The sequence below is a fragment of the Winogradskya humida genome (assembly GCF_016862215.1).
Taxonomy (GTDB): Bacteria; Actinomycetota; Actinomycetes; order Mycobacteriales; family Micromonosporaceae; genus Actinoplanes; species Actinoplanes humidus.
In genome coordinates, this window is the sequence record NZ_BOMN01000037.1 from 83,002 (window position 1) to 102,360 (window position 19,359).

Below are 19,359 nucleotides of genomic sequence, written 5' to 3' on the forward strand. Positions count from 1 at the left end.
TGCCGCGGCCGAACGCCACGCGCTGCGACACTGCTTGACGACAGTCAGTCGTCCTCGACACTGCCTCGCGAAGGCGTACGGCAGTGTCGTAACCTCGCCCGCGCGGGCCGGGGGCAAGGCCGGACGGCCCGCAAACCGGTGGGTAGGTTCCCTCCGGGCGGTCACAGCCGGCAGGTCGAGGAAGGGTGGGGCCCCATGGCGCACGACAAGGGGCTGGACAACGTGGCTGTGCTCTGGCCACGGACAAACCGGTTCTACGACCCGGTGGCCCCGGCGGAGTTCGTCGACTTCGGCGCCGTCGCGGACGCACCGGACATCGCCGCGCCCACTGCCGCCCTGGCGTTGCACATCGCCAAGACCGGCACGGTGCGCGCTACCGCGTACACAGAGCTAGTTGATCTTCTGTTCGGGCTTGAAGGTGTGCTCTACGCCACTGACGCCGCGGCTGAGGACGAGGACCCGGTCATCGACCCGGACGGCTGCGCCTGGATCGCGGGCGGCGTCGAGCGCTTCGTCGAGGGCCACCAGCCCTACGGCGACCTCGTCACCTTCGACAGCGTCGCCACCGTCATGCGCGAGGCCGTCGCCGGCGGCCGGCTCGCCGAGCAGCAACTGCGCTGGCTCGACCAGCGCCTGACCGCCTTGCGCGACGAAGCGGGAAATGCCCCCCACTGGAGTTTCGCCCGCACCGAGCTGGCAATCCTCTCCGGCTTCTACCGCCGCTGCGCCGACCGAGGCTACGCGGTATTCGCTGACTATTAATTAGTTCGATCGCTCATGCGCCGCTGGGAGCTGATGAGTTCGGGCCCAAAATCGACGTCGGCTTCGCCTGGCCGATTTTGGGCCCGAACTCATCAGCGCGGCAATTCGCTCCTCACCAACAGGAGCCGTGGGGTGCCTCAGCCGTAGGTGTCGCGGGGGCCTCGGCCTTGGACTCGGCGGGGGCCCTTGTTCCAGGAGGGGGCTGCTGGGCCGTGGATGTTGAGGCGTTTTACGACGTTGTGGCCGACTTCTGCGGCGATGCTCTTGAGCAGGCGGGCCGTTAGTAGGCGCAGTTGGGTGGCCCAGGCTGTGGACTCGGCCTCGACCTCCAGGATGCCGTCCTCGAGTTTCAGGGGGCGGCTGTGTTTGGCGATGTCCTCGCCGACGACCTTTTCCCAGGCGCCGAAGACTGTGGCTTCTGCGGCCGGCTTTTGCCAGCCTCGCTGTTTCATGATGTTTGCCAGGACCGAGCCGAAGAGCTGCGGGTCGCGGGGGTCGGGGCCCGGACCTGAGTAGCCGCGCAGGCGTTTGCCGCTGGCTTGATCGATTTCTGTACGCCGGCGGTGCTGCTGTGACACCCGCCGCTTGGCGAGCGCGGCGTCCAGCACGGCGCGCGCAAGCTCAGGCCCGGCGACCTTGGGGGCCTCCGCGCCCTCTGTGGCGGCCGCTGGTGGCTTTTTGCCGCTCTCCTCAGACACGGGTCACCGTTCCTGGTCCGACGTCGTAGCGGGCCCCCTGGAGGGTCGCCGGCACATCCTCCGGCACCGCGCACGTCACCAGCAACTGTGCGGCGTCCGCGACCAGGGCCGCAAGGCGTTCCCGGCGACCGGCGTCCAACTCGGCGAAGACGTCGTCGAGGATCAGGACCGGTTCGATGCCGTCGGTGCGCAGGAGGTCGTACGCCGCCAGTCGCAGGCCGAGCGCGAACGACCAGGATTCGCCGTGGCTCGCGTACCCCTTGGCCGGAAGTTCTCCCAGGGCCAGGGTGAGATCGTCGCGGTGCGGTCCGACCAGGGTGACCCCCCGCTCGATCTCCGCGGAGCGTCGCTCTTCGAGCGAGGCGAGGATGGCTTCCTGCAGGGCCGGGCGGTCCGGCGCCAGGCCGTCACCCAACCTTGAGGTGTACGCGATGGAAGCTGACGTTCGTCCGGCCGCGACCGCGTCGTACGCCTTGGTCAGATGCGGGCCGAGCGCCGCCACCAGCTCGATCCGGCCGGCCAGCAGCTCCGCACCGTGCTGGGCGAGGTGCTGGTCCCAGACGGCGAGCGTCGAGAGGTCCTGCCCGCGCGTCCCACCGACCTTGCGAGTGAGGTACGCGGTCCGCAGCAGCGCGTTACGTTGCTTCACGACACGGTCGTAGTCGGCGCGCACCCCGGCGTAGCGGGGCTGACGTGCGACGAGCAGGTCGTCTAGGTAGCGGCGGCGCTCCGAGGGGTCACCGCGGACGAGCTCGAGGTCCTCCGGGGCGAAAAGCACCATGCGCAGGGCGCCGATGATCTCGCGCGAACGGCGTACCGGCGATCTGTTGAGCCTTGCCCTGTTGGCCCTGCCCGGCACGATCTCGAGCTCCACCAGGAGCTGACGTCCATCGTGGACGATCTCGCACCGGATCACGGCCGAGGTCGCGCCCGCCCGGACCAGCGGCGCGTCGGTGGCCACCCGGTGACTGTCCAAGGTGGCCACATACCCGAGGGCCTCGATCAGGTTCGTCTTACCCATGCCGTTCTGGCCAACCAGAACGGCGACGCCGGGGTCGAGATCGACCGCCACCCGCTCGTACGAACGAAAGTCGGTGAGCTCGACCCGGCGCACGTACATGGATCAGCGCTTGACGGCGTGGCCGCCGAACTGGTTGCGCAGAGCGGCGATCGCCTTCATTGCCGGCGAGTCCTCCTGGCGCGACTGGAACCGGGCGAACAGCGACGCCGCGATGGCGTTGGCCGGCACGGCGAGACGCACGGCCTCGTCGACGGTCCAGCGGCCCTCACCGGTGTCCTCCGCGTAGCCGCGGATGTTCGCCAGCTCCGGGTCCTCGTCGAGGGCCCGGTCCAGCAGGTCGAGCAGCCACGACTTGACGACGCTGCCCTCCCGCCAGCTCTTGATGACGGCGGGTACGTCGTCGACGAGCTCGGCCGCCTTGAGGATCTCGTAACCCTCGGCGTACGACTGCATCATCGCGTACTCGATGCCGTTGTGGATCATCTTCGAGTAGTGGCCGGAACCGACCTGACCGGCGTGCGCGAAGCCGTACGGGCCGGCCGGCTTGAGCGCGTCGAAGATCGGCTGCGCCTTCGCGACGTTGTCGGCGTCGCCGCCGACCATCAGTGCGTAACCGTTGGTCGCGCCCCACACGCCACCGGAGACGCCGCAGTCCAGGTAGCCGATGCCCTTGACGGCGAGACGCTCGGCACGCGGGCCGTCATCGGTGAACTTCGAGTTGCCACCGTCGACGATCACGTCGCCCTCGGACAGCAGGCCCGCGAGCTCGTTGATCGTGTCTTCGGTGATCTGACCGGCCGGAACCATCGTCCAGACGACGCGCGGCGCGGCGAGCTTGCTGACAAGCTCCTCGAGGCTCGCGACGTCAGTGACATCCGGGTGGTGGTCGAAGCCGACCACTTCGTGGCCGGCGGCGCGCAGGCGATCGCGCATGTTGCCGCCCATCCGGCCGAGCCCGATTAGGCCGAGCTGCATGGTGTTCCCCCTAGGTGAGTGTTTCTTCAGGCCCAGTATCAGCGAGTTACCCGAATAGGCATGATCAGATAGCGGTATCCGGGCTTGATTTCGCCGTCTTCATCTGCGGGGGAGATCACAGCGGGCTTGAAAGCGTCGACAAATGAGAGTACGGCGGTCGACGCGCCGAGGTTCTGCAAACCGTCGATCAGGTACTGCGGGTTGAAGCCGATGGTCAGCGGCTCACCGGTGAAGGCTGCCTCCATGGCCTCGCTGGCCCGTGCTTCCTCGGTGCCACCAGCCTCGACGACCAGGCCATCCTCGCTGAAACTCAGCAGCACAGGGGTCGTGCGCTCGGCCACCAGGGCGACCCGGCGAACTACCTCGACGAGACCGGCGACGCTGACGTTCGCGTGCGCGTTCTGCGTCGACGGGAAGATCGAGCGCACCGGCGGGTAGTTGGCTCCGTCCAGCAAGCGGCTCGTGGTGCGCCGTGCGCCGCCGGCGAAGCCGACCATGCCCTCCCCGGCGTTGCCCTGAGATAGGGCGAGCGTCACAGCGCCACCGACGGGACCCATGGCCTTCGCGGTGTCATTCAGCGTCTTCGCCGGGATGAGCGCGTTGAGGCTGATCTCGGGGTCGTCCGGGTTCCACTCGAGCTCGCGCATGGCCAGCCGGTAACGGTCGGTGGCGAGCATCGTCATCGTCGAACCGTCGAGCTCGACCCGCACACCCGTGAGCATCGGCAGCGTCTCGTCCCGACCGGCCGCGATGGCGACCTGGGCAACGGCGACAGCGAACGTCTGCGCGTCGACCGTGCCCGCGCTGGAGGGCATGTCCGGCAGCGACGGGTAATCCTCCACAGGCATCACCGGGAGGGTGAAGCGGGCACTGCCGCAGACGAGCTCCAGGTGGGAGCCGACCGCCGCGATGTCCACCGGCTTGGCCGGCAGTGCCTTGGTGATTTCGGCGAGCAGGCGACCGGAGACGAGGGCGGCGCCGTCGGCGTCGGCCTGCACCTCCACGGAGACCTGACTCGAGACCTCGTAATCGAAGCCGGAGACCTGCAGCTTGCCGTCGGTCACGCGGAGCATGACGCCCGCCAGAACCGGCACCGACGGTCGGCTGGGGAGGCTCTTAGCCGTCCACGCCACGGCGTCGGCGAGTACGTCACGCTCCACCCGGAACTTCATGCCATGCCCTCCGCGTCACTTTCTTGACTTCTCTGACTGCTCGTCTGCTCAACGAGCCAGCTTCGGATGTGCTGATGGAGCCCTCTGACTCTATGGCGAGCGGTGGTCATGCGTCCGCCCGCCCCCCGGTGCTGAGAAGTTGACCCGAGCCCGGATCGAGCCTCAAGCAACTCATCCACACCTTCCCCAGCCTTGATGATTGATCTTCAAATTTTCCGGGAGAGAGAACAGTCGTAATCATCGGTCCTGTGCATAGTGTGGATATCTCGTGTTGTCGCAGGTCAGAGAGTTATCCACCGGTGATTCACATGTGGGTAACCAGGGTACGAACCGAGCTGGTTGTCCACAGTCGGCGACCCGACCGAAGTTGTCCACCGTTGTCCACCGGTTATCCACCGGATATCCACCGGGTTTGTCCCCCGACCTGTGGATGACGCCGGGACGCTACCGACACGTCGTCCACAGAACCTTCAACAGGGTTTCCACATCCAGTGGGGGTAGGTGGAAAACTTTGTGACGCTCAGTGATTATCCACATCGATTTCCCCAGGGTCGGTCCACATCTGTGGGTAACCGGCCCCAAAGTTATCCACCGTTGGGGACAACAACCTGTGGATGCCTGTGAATTAGTGTGGATAACGTTGGCACGAAACGGTCCCGTCCTACCGTTGACAAAACCAGGATCAAAGTGCCTGTGACCAGCCCTTCCGACGGCTCGGCGAACCTCCCCCTTGGACAGACATTTCGGCCACCGCTGTGGACCGGGATGTGGATAACCGGTGCACAACTTTGCGTCTGCGCAGTTCAGGCCGATGCCGGCCTTTGTCCCCAGGGCGGCTGAGGGCGGCGGGAGGGGAATTTTCTGGCGAGGAGGGGAAGGACTGCGGATTTCGGCGGTGGGTGGCCGATTTGCTGCCTGGGGATGCCGGAGGGGCGTTGTTGTGGGTGGGTCCGCTTTGGACTGAGCCGGCTGGGGGCGGGGATTGGGTGACGCGTTCTTGGTTGCGGGCCGGGCGACGGGCCGGGGCGACGGGCCGGGGTTGCGGGCCGGGGTTGCGCGGAGCGCGGCGGGGTGACGGGGCGGCTGTGGAAGTGGTCGGGGATCCGGCGTGGGGTTACTGGCCGGCGGGTTGGCCGTTGTGGCGGGGTGGCGGTCATGGGGGCGGCCTTGTGTTAATGCTGCGGCGAGTGCCTGGGGCGTCGGGTTGCCGCGGGGGGAACACGCGGTGGTGAGTGAGTGCGCGGGTGGTGGGTGAGCGCGGGAGTGGTGGGCGCTTACTGCGGGAACGCGCGGTAGAGAGTGAGCGCGCGGTGGTGGTTGCTTTGTTACGGGGAACGCGCGGCGGTGTTGCTTGCCACGGGGAACGCGCCGTAGCGAGTTGCGCGTGGTGGTGTGCGCGGTAGTGAGTTGAGCGCGATGGTGTGCGCGAGTAATTGGTGAGCGCGTGGTGGTGGTGCGAGCGGTGGTGGGGTGAGCTTTGCTGCGGGGCGCGGGTGGTGTGGATTTCGGACTGGCGGTTGCGCGCAGGTTGGCGCGTAGATGCTCAGGCTTCAGACCATCAAGGACGTAGTACCCGTCGGCTGGGCAGCTTGTTGGCTCGTCGGCCCGGCATTCTCCGGCCGGTCAACTTCTCGGCCCGGCAGTTTCCGGGCGGTCAACCCCTTGGCCCGGCAGTCTCCTGTCGGCGGTGTCGGCGGTGTCGGCGGCGCGGTGGTGCGGTGGTGCGGTGGTTGCTGCCCGCCACGGTAAGCCGGCCTGGTGGGAGCCGGTCAGCTCGTCAGCCCCTCGTCCTGTCAGCCCCTCGGCCAGCCAGGCCCACGGCCAGCAAGTTCCCTGGCCTGTCACACGCCCCCTGGCCTGTCACACGCCCCCTGCTCGGCAGTTTCTTGGCTCGGCAGGTTGTTAGGCCGTCAATCTGTTGGCCTTGGAAGCGCGATGGCCGGGTTGGACCGGGGGTGGTTCGGTGCGGTGGCTCGCATTTGGCTGGTTTGGGTTGTGGTGCTGCTTACGTTGGGAGCGAGTGGCGGAGGGGAAGACCACTCTGCTGCGGATCCTCGCCGGGGAGCTGAAACCGTCGGACGGTTGCGAACTCGATGCGGTCTTTAGCTTTGGGTGGGACCGGGACCCTTGTGCTGCCGTTGGTTTGCATCACTTTGGCCAATACCGCTGGTTTGAGCCTTCGCGGCGCTGGTTGTGGCTGTGGTCGGCAACCGTTGGCTGCGTGGCGGGGGCTTTGGGCTGGGGACCGACCGGCTAGGGATAGCAGGCATTCCGGCTAGGGATAGGCATTTTGTTGTGATGCTGGCTGGACTGCGATGCCGGTGTGCTGTTCGGAGCGTGACGCTAGGTGTGCTGAACGGAGCGCGAGGCCAAGGGGTTCGCTGGATCAAGTGCTGGCGACGCGGGGGTGGTGGCTTGGGCCGGTTGTGCACAGGGGCGTCGGTGAGTGGCAGCGCCGTGCGTGGATGTGTAGTGGTGATTTAGTACCAATGTGGATGAGTGTCGACTTTATTGACACGGGGATTCGCCTGGGCGAGTGCTAACAGGGGCGTCATCCAGATCGGGGCAGGACACGATCAATTGGCGGCCGTCAGCCTATTTGCTCGCGCGGATGGCGTGGGTGCTGAGTGGGCAGCCTGGTGGAGCGGAGCTGTAGGCACGACGGCGCTCTAGTCACGACGGCGCTGCAGGTGAGGCCTTGTTGCAGGCGAGACGGTGTTGCAGGGATGCCCGGCGGCGGGGGACGGCATGGAGTGGTTACGGCCTGGGCCGGGATGTGGGTTCGTGGGGGTGCGGTTGGGGGTGTCGTTGGGCGTACTTATAGGTGTCAGGTGTTTTGTTTGATGCGGTTTGTTAGTTCTGCGATCTGGTTGTAGAGGGAACGGCGTTCGGCCATGTGCTGGCGGATTTTGCGGTCGGCGTGCATGACTGTGGTGTGGTCTCGGCCGCCGAAGGCTTGGCCGATTCTTGGCAGGGAGAGGTCGGTGAGTTCTCGGCACAGGTACATGGCGACCTGGCGGGCGTTGACCAGGACTCTTGAGCGGGAGTGGCCTCGGAGGTCTTCGAGGCTCACGCCGAAATAGTCCGCTGTGGAGACCATGATCTGGTCCGCGGTGATTTCTGGGCCGCCGCCGTCGGGCATGAAGTCGCGGAGGACTTCTTCGGCCAGGGAGAGTTGCACCGTGGAACGGGTGAGGCTGGCGAAAGCTGTTACCCGGATGAGGGCGCCTTCGAGTTCGCGGATGGAGCTCGAGACCCGGGAGGCGATGAATTCGAGGACGTCGTCGGGCGCGTACATGCGCTCCTGGGCGGCCTTTTTCTGCAGGATTGCGATGCGGGTTTCCAGGTCGGGGGGCTGGATGTCCGCGAGCAGGCCCCATTCGAAACGGGTTCGCATGCGGTCTTCGAGGGTGGCCAGCTGGCGCGGGGAGCGGTCCGAGCTGATCACGATCTGCTTGTTCGCGTTGTGGAGCGTGTTGAAAGTGTGGAAGAACTCTTCCTGGGTGCGCTCGCGGTTTTCCAGGAACTGGATGTCGTCGATCAGCAGGATGTCGACGTCGCGGTAGCGGCGCTGGAAGGCCTGCGTTTTGTCGTCGCGCAGGCTGTTGATGAAGTCGTTGGTGAATTCCTCGGTCGAGACGTAGCGGACGCTGCGGGCGTGACCGAGCGTCGTGGCGTAGTGACCGATGGCGTGCAGCAGGTGGGTTTTCCCCAGGCCGGAGCTGCCATAGATGAAGAGCGGGTTGTACGCCTTCGCCGGCGACTCCGCGACCGCGACCGCCGCCGCGTGGGCGAAACGGTTGGACGAGCCGATGACGAACGTCTCGAACATGTACTTCGGGTTGAGCCGGTTGCCGTCGTTGCCGCCGGGGCGCTGACCGCCCTGCTGGTTGCCGAGCGGCGAGCGGCCGGGACCGTTGTCGCCGCCGTGACGCATCTGCAGGGTGTCGTCGCGGCGGTCCTGACCCTGCATTCCCATGCGGTCGTCGGAGCGGCGCTGGTTGTCACGCAGCTGGGACTGCTCGCCGGCCATCCGGTGGCCGACGGCGTCGTTCTGGCTGTCCTGGTAGTGCGGGACCTGACGCGGAGGGTCGGCCTTCGGCTTTTCCTCGGCGAGGGTGTTTTTGGCCTGCTCCGGCTGGCCCATGGGCAGCGGCGCGGCGAAGAGGGCCTCCTGGCCGTCGCGCGCCTGCGGCACACCGTGGGCGAAGGGCACCTGGGCAGAGCCGGTCGGGCCGTCGTCGTAGGCCTGCGCGTCATAGGCCGAAGGCTGTGGATAACGATCCGGGTACGCCGGGGGCTGAGGGTCCGCGTAATGCGCCGGAGGCTGCGTGGGCGGCTCCGGCGGCGGGGTGCCGTAGACCGTGCCGGGACGTCCCGAACCGTCCTCCGGCGGGCGGACCGTGACGGCCACCTGGATGGGCCGGCCGAGTCGCCGGGAGAGAGCTTCGGTGATCGCGAGACGCAGCCGCGACTCGATCACGTCGCGGGTGTACGTGTCCGGGACCGAGAGGAGCGCAGTGTCCTCGACGATGGCGCGTAGACGGGTAAGCCGCAGGTAGGCGCGCTGCTGAGCGGACGCGATCTCGTCCGCCAACTCGTCCGTAGCCGCAGCCCAGACCCCGCCAAGGTCGACCGTGTCGGCCACCGCCGCGCCACCCCCATCGCCAACCGGAATTACCCGGTGGCCTTGTTCGGCTTCCGCCTCTGCCGCTACGTCACCCTTGTGGGCGACGGACCGGCTTGACCCCCCAAGCCAGCACATCCAACGTGCTGAACGTGCACGGCGCACCGGCTTGTCCACAGGTTATCCACAACCTGTGCACTCGTCGGTATTCGCTCCCCGGCCGGATGGTCGGCAGACTTCCCGGAGCCTGTGCTGGCGCGGGAAAACAGGCTCACCGTGCCGAACGATTCACCGCCTCGTCCGGTTCCTGCCTCGGGTGCCACCGATGAGATCGGTGTCACTGATGAGGCCGGTGCGACCGGCGGCGCTGAAGACCAGCAAACGGGCACGCTAACAGCGCTGCCACCCCTGCATCAACCGGCGGTACCCACCCCGGGGCAGGCTTGGCACGAAAAGATTCACTCCGTGCGCGCCGCCACCGACCTGGGTGACGGACGGTACCGCACGCGCCGCGTTCGCGGTCGAAACAGTTGACCGCGACATCGGCCCTGCGTAGTCTCGGGCGGTTGCTCCGCCGCGCTCTGCTAAAGTGGCGTCTTGCAGCTTGATGCCCCCTGGACGTAGTACGAAGACGGAGTTCTGACGTGAGCAAGCGCACCTATCAGCCGAACAACCGCCGGCGTGCCAAGACCCACGGCTTCCGGCTGCGCATGCGCACCCGTGCCGGCCGCGCCATCCTTTCGACGCGTCGCACCAAGGGCCGCGCCAAGCTGTCGGCCTAGAGCCGACAGCTGACGGGCCGGATGCCCAGGTAGTCGTGCTGGCCGCAGCGCAACGACTGCGGCGTAGCAGCGACTTCGCCGCAGCGGTCCGTAATGGCCGCCGTGCCGGCCGTGGCACCGTGGTCGTCCACCTGCTTCTCGACGAGCCGGCGCAAGCCTCCGAGGCGCGCGCCGGCTTTGTCGTATCCAAAGCAGTGGGCAACGCAGTGGTCCGTAACAAGGTCCGCCGACGGTTGCGTCACCTTGTCCGACCCCGGCTCGGCGAGTTGCCCGAGGGCGCCTCGCTGGTCGTGCGGGCCTTACCTTCCTCGGCCGCAGCGTCCTTCGAGACGCTCGGCACCGACCTGGACGCGGCGATTGCCGCTGCTCGGTCGCCCAGGCGGCGGCGATGACACCCGTTGCCCGCCTGCTGACCGCGCCGATCGTCGCGTACCGTCGGTATATAAGCCCGGCGCTGCCGGCCCGCTGTCGGTTCTACCCCTCGTGCAGCGCGTACGCCCAGGAGGCGCTCGCGAAGCACGGCGCGCTCCACGGAACCGGCCTCGCGATCTGGCGGCTGTTGCGGTGTCACCCCTTCCACCCCGGTGGGTACGACCCCGTGCCCGACCCGATCCGTCACCGTCCTGCCGATGTGACTGGAGCATGAATTGAGTCTCGACTGGATCTACTACGCCATTTCGTGGATCCTCCTGCGCTGGCATGCACTCTGGGACGCGATCGGCATCTCCGACGGTCGGGTACTGGGCACCAACTGGGCCTGGATCCTCTCGATCGTCTTCCTGGTGGTGACGCTGCGCGTCATCCTCTTCCCCGTCTTCGTCAAGCAGATCAAGTCCCAGCGGGCCATGCAGGCATTGCAGCCCAAGGTCAAGGAGCTGCAGGAGAAGCACAAGGGTGACCGGGAGACGCTCCAGAAAGAAATGATGGAGCTCTACAAGGTCGAGAAGGCCAACCCGCTCATGGGTTGCCTCCCGATGTTCCTGCAGATCCCGGTCTTCCTGGGCCTGTTCCACGTGTTGCGCCGGCTCAACCCGGACAACCCGCGACCCACTCTGTACGGCTGGACGGCCGACCAGTTCCGTGACGCGACCCACTCGGCGCTGTTCACGGTTCCGCTCCCGGCCAAGTTCGGCTCCTCAGCGGCCGAGCTGACCCAGCTGGGCTACACGGGCGCCGGCGTCACGGTGAAGATCATCGCCGGCATCCTGGTGCTGACGATGATGGCGACCACCTACCTGACCAGCCGTCAGATGATCCTCAAGACCGGCTGGGCCGAGGACCCGCAGCAGAAGATGATCCAGCGCCTGATGCTGTACGGCATCCCGCTGTCGCTGCTCGTCTCCGGTTCGCTGTTCCCGATCGGCGTGGTCATCTACTGGGTCACGAACAACCTGTTCAGCCTCGCCCAGCAGCAGTGGGTGCTCCGCAAGTTCCCGCCGCCGGCCATGGCCAACGCGAAGGCCGGCACCTCATCGGCCCGCCCCGCGAGCAGCACGACCGTGGCGAAGAACGGTTCCAAGAGCCCGGTGCAGTCCGCCGGCCGTGGCCTCTTCGGCCGCAAGCAGGCAGAGCCCGAAGCGGCGACCCCGGTCGTCGACACGAAGGCCCTCGCGCCCAAGCCGGGCGCCAAGCCGATGAACCCGAAGAAGGGCACGCGGCCCGCCACCAAACCCAAGGGATGACGCAGCGACGGCCCGGCCACATCAGGCCGGGCCGCGCGCGACCCTGGTGAGGTGCGGCGACACAGACCTCCCCGCGTCGGCGATGGACTCCGCCGGAGCGGGAAACAGCGGACCGAGCAGGTCCGGCCCGAGAGTACGGAGATGAGACCGTGACCGACACCAGCACTCCCAGCACCGAGGAGACGACGGCAGCCGTCACCACGGAGCCGGCCGGTACCGAGGAGCCCAAGAAGTCGGAGAACGTGACGACCGACTCGGATCTGTTCAAGCAGAGCGAGGTCGCCGCCGACTACATCGAAGGCCTCCTCGACGTCCTCGACGCCGACGGTGACATCGACGAGCTCGTATCCGCCGGCCGCCCCATGGTCGAGGTCGTCGGCGGCGGCCTCCAGTCCCTGGTCGGCCAGCGCGGCGCCACCCTGGAAGCCCTCCAGGAACTCACCCGCCTCGCGATCTTCCGAGCCACCGGCTCCCCCAGCCGCCTCCTCCTCGACATCGGCGGCTACCGCGCCACGCGGCGCAAGGAGCTCGCAGCCGTCGCCCGCAACGCCGTCGAGAAGGTCAAGGAACACGGCGACGATGTCCGCCTCGAGCCGATGTCGGCCTTCGAGCGCAAGTGCGTCCACGACGTCGTCAACGCGATCTCGGGCGTCGAGAGCGAGTCCGAGGGCGTCGAGCCCAACCGGCGCATCGTTATCAGCGCGGCCGGCTGATCTGATCTCATGACAGACCCACGCTCCGGCGCGGGAAAGCACGGCCCGGGTTCTCCGCCCGGGCCGTCTTCTTCTCCCGCCCCTATTTCAGTACGCCCCGAGCCCACCAATCCCGAACTCTCCCCTGCGTCCGTGCCTGAGCTTGCGTCCGTGCCTGAGCCTGCGTCTGGGCCTGGGCCTGGGCCTGCGTCTGCGTCTGGGCCTGCTTTCGCGGCCGCGCGTTCGTCGGGATTTTCGCCCTTGACGGGGTCTTCGTCGTCTTCGGGGTCTGCGTCTTCGTCGGGGTCTTCGCCGTCTTCGCTGTCCTCGGAGTCGAGGTCGGGGTCGTCGCGGCAGGCGTCTTCTTCGCGGCGGGTTCCGGTTCGGGGGTTTCCTGGACGGACGGCTGGCTCGACCGTTCGGAAGCCGGCCGCTGACGCTGGTCCTGTCGCTGAGCCGGTGCCTTCGGTTGCCTCGGGTCCTGCTTCCGATGACTCCGCGTCTGGCCTTGATTCTGTCGGCGCTTCTGCCACTGCACCTGTTGCCGGACCTGATGCTGCACCTGTTGCCGGACCTGATGCTGCACCTGTTGCCGGACCTGACGCTGATTCTGTTCGTCGGGCCGCTGCCGTTGTCCCAGCCGCTGCCTCTGATCGGGCCGCTGCTCCTGGTTCTGCGGCTGGTCCTGGCGTTGAACCTGACCTTGCGCCTGCCGTTGGCTCTGAGGCGGACTCTGCGTTTGCTGGTGGACCTGATCCCGTGTCTGACCTTGCGTCTGCCGCGAGGCGTGACCCTGCCTCTGCTGGCGGGTCGGACCTTGGGTCTGTTGGGGGGCGTGGGACTGAGTCTGGCGCTGTGGAGGGCTCGGGCTCTGTGTCTGGGGTGGGCTCTGGTGGTGTTGTAGCGGCCTCTGCGGGTTCTTCTGGTGGGGATGTTCTCAGGCCGCCTGTTGAGCATCTGGCGGCTGCGGGGCGGGTTTTCGGGGATCGGTTGGAGTTGGCGGGGCGGTTTGCTGAGCTGCTTGTGACCGAGGGCGTTGTTCGAGGGTTGATCGGGCCGCGGGAGGCGCCGCGGGTGTGGGAACGGCATCTGATCAACTGTGGTGTTATGTCCGAGATGATCCCGCTCGGCGCTTCGGTGATTGACGTGGGGTCTGGTGCCGGTTTGCCCGGTATCGTGCTGGCAGTGGCTCGGCCTGATCTCACGATCACGCTGGTTGAGCCGCTGGCACGACGAACCGCTTTCCTCTCCGAAGCGGTGACAGCGCTCGGCCTCGACTCGACCGTCACGGTCCTGAGAGGCCGGGCGGAAGACGTTGCTGGTGGACCCCCCGCCCCCGCCGACGTTGTCACCGCCCGGGCGGTAGCGCCACTGGACCGGCTTGCCGGCTGGTGCCTTCCGCTCGCCGCCATCGGTGGCCGGCTTCTGGCGCTCAAGGGTGCCTCGGCCGAGGAGGAGATAGCGGAGCACCGCGACGAGATCGCGCGCCTGGGCGGCGGCGAACCGACCGTCCGGCTCTGCGGGGCAGGACTGATCGATCCGCCGGCCACGGTTGTCGAGATCGTGCGCGAGCGACCCGTCGTGGCACCAGGGCCAAGGTCGTCCCAGCGGACGGCCGCCCAGGGCCGTTCCTCCGGCGCCGCCGGTGGCCGCAGCCCCGGGAAGAGGAGATCGCGGAGGGGTTAAATGGCCAGGCGGGGCGCGCGAAAGAAAACAGGAAAGATCCCAAGACCTACGCCCCCGCCTGGACAGCATCAGCATTCGGATTCGCGCTCCCCTGACTTCGGATTTGACTCCGGGTTGTCCGAGGCGGGGCTCCTTGAGTCGATGCGGGTTGGCGCTGCGGACCCGGTCGCTGTTGATGCTGTTGGTCGCCGTTCGGTCGCCGTTCGCCGCAGTTCCAGCTCGGTCAGCTCCAGCGAGGTCAGCTCTAGGCAGGGCAGCTTCAGTGAAGTCAGCTCTAGCGAGGTCAGCTTCAGCCCGGTTAGCTCCAGGCCGGTCAGCTCTAGGTCGGCCCGTTCCGACGAGGTTGGTAGTTCCTCGGCGGGGGCGGCGTCAGGTGAGCTGACTGGCATTGGTTTGTCGGATGTCGGATCGATGGCTGACCGTGTGCTGGAACATGGGACGTTGGTCGCTTTTGGGGCGGCTACTTCGATGGTGAGCCTGCGTACGGCCGAGGTCGGCGTTTCGGACGTGGTCGGGTCGGCTGGTTCGCGTGGCGATGCGTCTGTTTCGGGGAGCGACGGTTTTGGTTCGCCACGGATTCAGGGGGCTGATCCGAAGACCGGGGAGTCGGCGCGGGCTGGTACGGGCGTTGGGCTTGGGGGGATGCGGGGCGGGGCGGGAGATTCTGCCCGCGTCGGGGTTGCGGTTGCGGGGCTCCCAGCGCGTACATATATGAGGTTTTCGGGGTTGGGGTGGCCCTGTGGAAGTGTGCGTTTGTACGGGGGGAAGTTGCGGCGCGTTGCCGGATTTGTGGTTTTCGAGGCGGCCGCGAATCTATCGGTCTCGACTCATCAGACGGACAGGCGTGGCACGCGTCGCCCGACGGCCGTAGGCTGGCCGCGCGTCGATAGTGTGGACCGGACGGCTGGCGTAGTAGACGCGCCGCCGCTTCCTGCCGGACCGCACGCTCGCGGTGCCGACTCCATCCAACCAGGCAGGGATAAAACGGTGCATGAGTATGGCAGGGGGCCCGACGGCGACCCCGGCTGGGACGGTGTTTCACGTGAAACCGAGCCTAACGCCGAGCCCGATCGGAGTGTGAGCTTGACCGTGACTTTCAACAGTGGAGACCAGGGCGTCCCGCAGCCACGTGCGGGCCAGGGACAGGTGTACGGCACCCCGGTTAGCGCCCCCGAACCAACTCCGTCCGACTCCCGACGTTCCGCTCCGGCACCGCGTTCGGCGCCCCCTGCTGCTGTCCCGGCTGGCGTATCAGCCTCGGGCTCGGCGTCTGTGCCCAGCGAGCTGTCCTCCTCGCCGACTGGCGAATACGCTACTCATCCCCATGAAGGCTTTGCCTCGCAGTCGACCTCGGGTGCTGCCGGTTTCGCCGTGCAGCCCACATCGGGCGCGGCCGGTCTTGCGCCCGAGCCCACCTCGGGTGCCGCTGTCTATGCAACACATCCCACCTCGGCCCCGCCGGTTTCGGCCCCGCCGGCTGCTCCCCAGGAAGCAGCCGAGCATGTTTCACGTGAAACGCCGACCCCGGATGAGGACGATCCGCCCCTTGCCATGGAAGCGTTGCGAGCTGTGCAGATCCTCAACCCGAGCGGCGAGATCACGATGCCGCGGCCCGCTCATCCCCGGGTGCTCGCCGTCGCGAACCAGAAGGGCGGCGTCGGCAAAACCACTACGACGGTCAACCTTGCTGTGGCGCTCGCGCTGCACGGTAACCGTGTCCTGGTGGTGGACCTGGACCCACAGGGGAACGCCTCGACCGGCCTGAACGTGCCGCACCACGCGGGCGTTCCCGACGTTTATGACTGCCTAATCGACAACGTGCCGCTTGCGGAGGTTGCGCAGGCGGTTGAGGGCATCCCGAACCTGTTCTGTGTTCCGGCCACAATCGACCTGGCCGGCGCGGAGATCGAACTCGTCTCGGTCGTCGCGCGCGAGTCCCGCCTCGCCCGGGCGATCAGCGCCCACCCCGAGAAGTTCGACTATGTCTTCATCGACTGCCCGCCCTCGCTTGGCCTGCTCACGGTCAACGCACTCTGCGCGGCGCAGGAGGTGCTGATCCCGATCCAGTGCGAGTACTACGCGCTGGAAGGCCTCAACCAACTGATCAACAACATCAATTTGGTACGCCAGCACCTCAACCCGACGCTGGATGTCTCCACGATCCTGTTGACCATGTACGACCGTCGCACCCGCCTCGCCGACGCCGTTGAGCAGGACGTGCGGAACCACTTCGGATCGAAGGTGCTCGAGGCGGTGATTCCTCGCAACGTCCGAGTGTCGGAGGCTCCCAGCTACGGCCAATCGGTGATGACCTACGATCCGGGATCGCGGGGCGCCACGAGCTACTTCGAGGCGGCTCTGGAGATTGCGAACCGCGGGGTCAACACGGGAGGCACGGCATGAAGAACCGTCCACGGGGTGGCCTCGGCCGCGGCCTGGGCGCGCTGATTCCCACAGCGCCGCCGGCGGAGGCGCCACCTGCCGCTACGACTCCTCCCCCGCAGTATTCAGCGCCGTCCGAGGTTCCGGTCTCGGCACCGCCTGTATCCGGCGCGCCCGTTTCGGGGCCGCCCGTTTCCGCGCCGGCAGCAGAGCCCGTCGCTCCCCCTGTTGACGACGGGGTCAGCCTCGCACCGGTGCCGGGTGCGCGCTTTGCGGAGCTTGCGGTCACGTCGATCGTGCCCAACCCGAAGCAGCCGCGCCACGTCTTCGACGACGAGGCCCTGGACGAGCTCAAAACCTCGATCCAGGAAGTTGGCTTCCTCCAGCCCATCGTTGTCCGGGACATCGGCGACGGCACGTACGAGCTGGTCATGGGCGAACGTCGTTGGCGCGCGGCACAGGCGGTCGGCAAGGATTCCATCCCGGCCATCATCCGTGAAACCCGCGACGACGCGATGCTGCGCGACGCCCTCCTCGAAAACATCCACCGGGCGAACCTGAACCCGTTGGAAGAGGCGGCCGCGTACCAGCAGTTGCTCGAGGAGTTCGGCGCAACGCACGAGGAGCTGGCGCGCCGCATAGGCCGTAGCCGCCCGCAGATCTCGAACACAATAAGGCTCCTCAACCTGCCGGCCCCGGTCCAGCGCCGGGTCGCCGCGGGCGTGATTTCGGCAGGCCACGCCCGAGCGCTCCTCAGCTTGGACGACAGCGACACCCAGGAAGACCTCGCAAAGCGCATCGTGGCCGAAGGCCTCTCCGTACGCTCAACCGAGGAGCTCGTCTCCCTGGCAATCGCGGACGGTCCGGCCAAGAAGTCCACGCCGGCCCGCCGTGCCAAGGTCCACGCGCCGGCCCTTAACGACTTGGCCGACCGCCTCTCGGACCGTTTCGACACCCGGGTAAAGGTCGACATCGGCCGTAACAAGGGCAAGATCACGATCGAGTTCGCCACGGTGGATGACCTCGAACGGATCGTCGGAATGATCGGCGTGGAGGAAGAAGGCGCGGGCTCTACAGCAGAGTGAGCGGTACGGGTGGCGGCGGCGGGGTCGCTATCTGAAGGAGACGACGGGCACGTGATTCGGCGGATCACGTGCCTTCTTCATGTCCGGGGTCTGATGTGGCCACCACCTTGCCTAAGTTCAGTTGATTGGCCGGCCCCGGTGATCGGCGTGGGTTGGCGTGCTCGCATGGCGGTCCTCTTGCGAGGTTGGCATGAGCCCTCCGAGTTGTACGGTGCTTGTCGACTTCGCTTTGGTGTTCTTCCTTCGCGGTCACTTCCTTTATCCCGCGAGCGTCATGGGGTTGGAGCTTCGTCGTGCAGTTGAGGTCTTCCACAGCAGGGTGCGGGTGTGGCGGTGTCCGCTCTCGCGCTCCTTCGGCGCACTGAGCTTTGATCGGTTGGGAAAGGCCGGAGATTGTGTTCGCCTGAACTTGGTTGCCGGAGTGGACATCGGTGATCGACTTGGCTGGGGCGAGAGGCGCTCGATCCACCAAATCCGGTTCTGTCAGAACGATTCTCCTGGGATTTCCGATCTTCCCCTTCTGCCGAACCGGGCCAAATCTGACGCCCGATTTGCCCAGTTTTTGGGTTCCAGGTTCTTGTGGACGCCTTCTGTCGGTCAAAACATGAATTCCGGTCGACTCTCGTTGTTACTTAGAGGCATTGGAACAATGAGCCCTTGCTAGGTAGACCTGAAGGTATGGTGCGCTGGTAACGCCCAGAACCTAACGCCGAGGATCCACCATGAACGCCGCTTGAGCATCGGTGTGTCGCGTCTTCGGGCGCCGCTGTGTTAGACGGCATTCCCGTTGCGCGCGCTGATCGGGTCCCTGCGCATCTCTGTTGCAGCCGCGCGGCTTCCCGCTCAATACGTCGATGTTGAGGGTCGTGATTTCTCGGCGGTCTTTGTGGTCGGCGGTCGTTGTCTGACACGGTCTACGTGATCGCGGGTCGGTCCTGTACACGGCGAGATCTTTCGACGCCTGCCATCCGGTGGGTCGCTTTGCGCAGAAAGCTTCTCGCCGCGGAGTGGCTTAGCTCTGAGAGACTTCGCGCAATGCCGGCTATCACTCCCGAGGCGATCCGTTCAGTGGGCGAGCTCAGGTGCCACGAAGCCTTGCGTTACGTAAGAGCACCTTTGGCAGTTGTGGCGCTCAGCCGTTGTCTGAACCTTCTTGGTGCGCAGCCTTCCGTTGCCCGTGGGCTCAGGCCCGCACTGCGTCTCTCCTATTAGCCGCCTTTGGCGGGCTCTCTCGGGCGGGCTCCCTGTCGTCATGGGCTCGCGTGGCGGGTCTTGGCACCGTGCGCATTTGTCGGCTGCTTGGAATTCCTCACCGAGTCACCGAAGGACCCTGCTACTCGCGTCGACAGCTGGGGCTGACGCACGGACGGTTTCTCCTCTAACGGAGCCCGCGTCGTGGGTTCGGCATTGCGCTGCGCTGGCCGAGCTTGTCGATATTCCTGTCTAGGTCACTCAGGTAGTGGGGTGCGTTGGGTGATGCATACGATGCGGGCGGCTTGGTCGGTCGGTGCTCGCCAAGGTTTTGCCATCGGAGTACAAATCCGCTTGTCTGGGTCGGCACGTGGCGAAGTCCAGTCCTGCCGGCGTTTGAAGATGCGGAGATCGGGTCCTTCTGCGACCTCTTCGTGCGCGAGTTTGTGTCGCTGCTTGGGGGGTAGGCCCACGCTTCGTTTCACGTGAAACGGATGCGCCGATAATTGCCCGGAGCCCGGAGCCCGGAGCCCGGAGCCCGGAGCCCGGAGCCCGGAGCCCGGAGCCCGGAGCCCGGAGCCCGGAGCCCGGAGCCCGGAGCCCC

At 66.7% G+C, this 19,359-nt stretch carries 15 protein-coding genes; 10 read left to right on the plus strand and 5 right to left on the minus strand.

Annotation, left to right across the window (positions count from 1 at the left end; genetic code table 11):
• Positions 1-195 precede the first annotated feature (195 nt).
• On the plus strand, positions 196-762 hold the full coding sequence (locus Ahu01nite_RS15795) for a hypothetical protein (RefSeq protein ID WP_203837274.1): 567 nt from the start codon (positions 196-198) through the stop codon (positions 760-762).
• Positions 763-899: 137 nt separating this feature from the next.
• Here Ahu01nite_RS15795 and Ahu01nite_RS15800 read toward each other — a convergent pair whose 3' ends face one another.
• The 5 genes from Ahu01nite_RS15800 to dnaA form a co-directional block, all read right to left on the minus strand.
• Positions 900-1,460: a DciA family protein gene (locus tag Ahu01nite_RS15800; RefSeq protein WP_203837275.1), complete on the minus strand. Its 561-nt coding sequence runs from the start codon at positions 1,458-1,460 to the stop codon at positions 900-902.
• Positions 1,453-2,580, minus strand: coding sequence for a DNA replication/repair protein RecF (gene recF, locus Ahu01nite_RS15805; RefSeq protein ID WP_203837276.1), 1,128 nt, complete (start codon positions 2,578-2,580; stop codon positions 1,453-1,455). Before recF ends, Ahu01nite_RS15800 begins: the two co-directional genes overlap by 8 nt.
• A gap of 3 nt (positions 2,581-2,583) precedes the next feature.
• Positions 2,584-3,456 (minus strand): phosphogluconate dehydrogenase (NAD(+)-dependent, decarboxylating), encoded by an 873-nt coding sequence (gene gnd, locus Ahu01nite_RS15810; RefSeq protein WP_203837277.1) that lies wholly within the window; start codon positions 3,454-3,456, stop codon positions 2,584-2,586.
• A gap of 38 nt (positions 3,457-3,494) precedes the next feature.
• Entirely contained in the window at positions 3,495-4,628 is a 1,134-nt protein-coding gene (gene dnaN, locus Ahu01nite_RS15815; protein ID WP_203837278.1) for a DNA polymerase III subunit beta, read from the minus strand.
• A 2,827-nt stretch (positions 4,629-7,455) separates the two neighbouring features.
• The gene (dnaA, locus tag Ahu01nite_RS15820; RefSeq protein WP_203837279.1) at positions 7,456-9,276 is read right to left on the minus strand and encodes a chromosomal replication initiator protein DnaA; all 1,821 of its coding nucleotides are present in this window, start codon (positions 9,274-9,276) and stop codon (positions 7,456-7,458) included.
• A 623-nt stretch (positions 9,277-9,899) separates the two neighbouring features.
• Here dnaA and rpmH point away from each other — a divergent pair.
• The 9 genes from rpmH (at position 9,900) to Ahu01nite_RS15865 (ending at position 17,564) form a co-directional block, all read left to right on the plus strand.
• Positions 9,900-10,037, plus strand: a complete 138-nt coding sequence (gene rpmH, locus Ahu01nite_RS15825; RefSeq protein ID WP_203837280.1) for a 50S ribosomal protein L34 — start codon at positions 9,900-9,902, stop codon at positions 10,035-10,037.
• 35 nt (positions 10,038-10,072) lie between these two features.
• The gene (rnpA, locus tag Ahu01nite_RS15830; RefSeq protein ID WP_203837281.1) at positions 10,073-10,429 is read left to right on the plus strand and encodes a ribonuclease P protein component; all 357 of its coding nucleotides are present in this window, start codon (positions 10,073-10,075) and stop codon (positions 10,427-10,429) included.
• Positions 10,426-10,683: a membrane protein insertion efficiency factor YidD gene (yidD, locus tag Ahu01nite_RS15835; RefSeq protein WP_203837282.1), complete on the plus strand. Its 258-nt coding sequence runs from the start codon at positions 10,426-10,428 to the stop codon at positions 10,681-10,683. Before rnpA ends, yidD begins: the two co-directional genes overlap by 4 nt.
• Position 10,684: 1 nt before the next feature.
• Positions 10,685-11,719, plus strand: a complete 1,035-nt coding sequence (gene yidC, locus Ahu01nite_RS15840; protein ID WP_203837283.1) for a membrane protein insertase YidC — start codon at positions 10,685-10,687, stop codon at positions 11,717-11,719.
• A 149-nt stretch (positions 11,720-11,868) separates the two neighbouring features.
• The gene (locus Ahu01nite_RS15845) at positions 11,869-12,432 is read left to right on the plus strand and encodes a Jag family protein (protein ID WP_203837284.1); all 564 of its coding nucleotides are present in this window, start codon (positions 11,869-11,871) and stop codon (positions 12,430-12,432) included.
• Between the two features lie 469 nt (positions 12,433-12,901).
• Positions 12,902-13,315, plus strand: coding sequence for a hypothetical protein (locus tag Ahu01nite_RS15850; protein WP_203837285.1), 414 nt, complete (start codon positions 12,902-12,904; stop codon positions 13,313-13,315).
• On the plus strand, positions 13,294-14,097 hold the full coding sequence (gene rsmG / locus Ahu01nite_RS15855; RefSeq protein ID WP_203837286.1) for a 16S rRNA (guanine(527)-N(7))-methyltransferase RsmG: 804 nt from the start codon (positions 13,294-13,296) through the stop codon (positions 14,095-14,097). Before Ahu01nite_RS15850 ends, rsmG begins: the two co-directional genes overlap by 22 nt.
• A 1,272-nt stretch (positions 14,098-15,369) precedes the next feature.
• Positions 15,370-16,500 carry a ParA family protein gene (locus Ahu01nite_RS15860; protein ID WP_275411749.1) on the plus strand — a complete coding sequence of 377 codons (1,131 nt, stop codon included), beginning with the start codon at positions 15,370-15,372 and terminating at the stop codon, positions 16,498-16,500.
• Positions 16,497-17,564 (plus strand): ParB/RepB/Spo0J family partition protein, encoded by a 1,068-nt coding sequence (locus Ahu01nite_RS15865; RefSeq protein ID WP_203837287.1) that lies wholly within the window; start codon positions 16,497-16,499, stop codon positions 17,562-17,564. Before Ahu01nite_RS15860 ends, Ahu01nite_RS15865 begins: the two co-directional genes overlap by 4 nt.
• Positions 17,565-19,359: the final 1,795 nt, after the last annotated feature.

Coding starts and splice junctions, on each gene's coding strand:
- gnd (WP_203837277.1), bottom strand. CDS start 3,456: ATGCAGCTCGGCCTAATCGGGCTCGGCCGGATGGGCGGCAACATGCGC.
- recF (WP_203837276.1), bottom strand. CDS start 2,580: ATGTACGTGCGCCGGGTCGAGCTCACCGACTTTCGTTCGTACGAGCGG.
- Ahu01nite_RS15865 (WP_203837287.1), top strand. CDS start 16,497: ATGAAGAACCGTCCACGGGGTGGCCTCGGCCGCGGCCTGGGCGCGCTG.
- Ahu01nite_RS15850 (WP_203837285.1), top strand. CDS start 12,902: ATGACTCCGCGTCTGGCCTTGATTCTGTCGGCGCTTCTGCCACTGCAC.
- Ahu01nite_RS15795 (WP_203837274.1), top strand. CDS start 196: ATGGCGCACGACAAGGGGCTGGACAACGTGGCTGTGCTCTGGCCACGG.
- yidD (WP_203837282.1), top strand. CDS start 10,426: ATGACACCCGTTGCCCGCCTGCTGACCGCGCCGATCGTCGCGTACCGT.
- dnaN (WP_203837278.1), bottom strand. CDS start 4,628: ATGAAGTTCCGGGTGGAGCGTGACGTACTCGCCGACGCCGTGGCGTGG.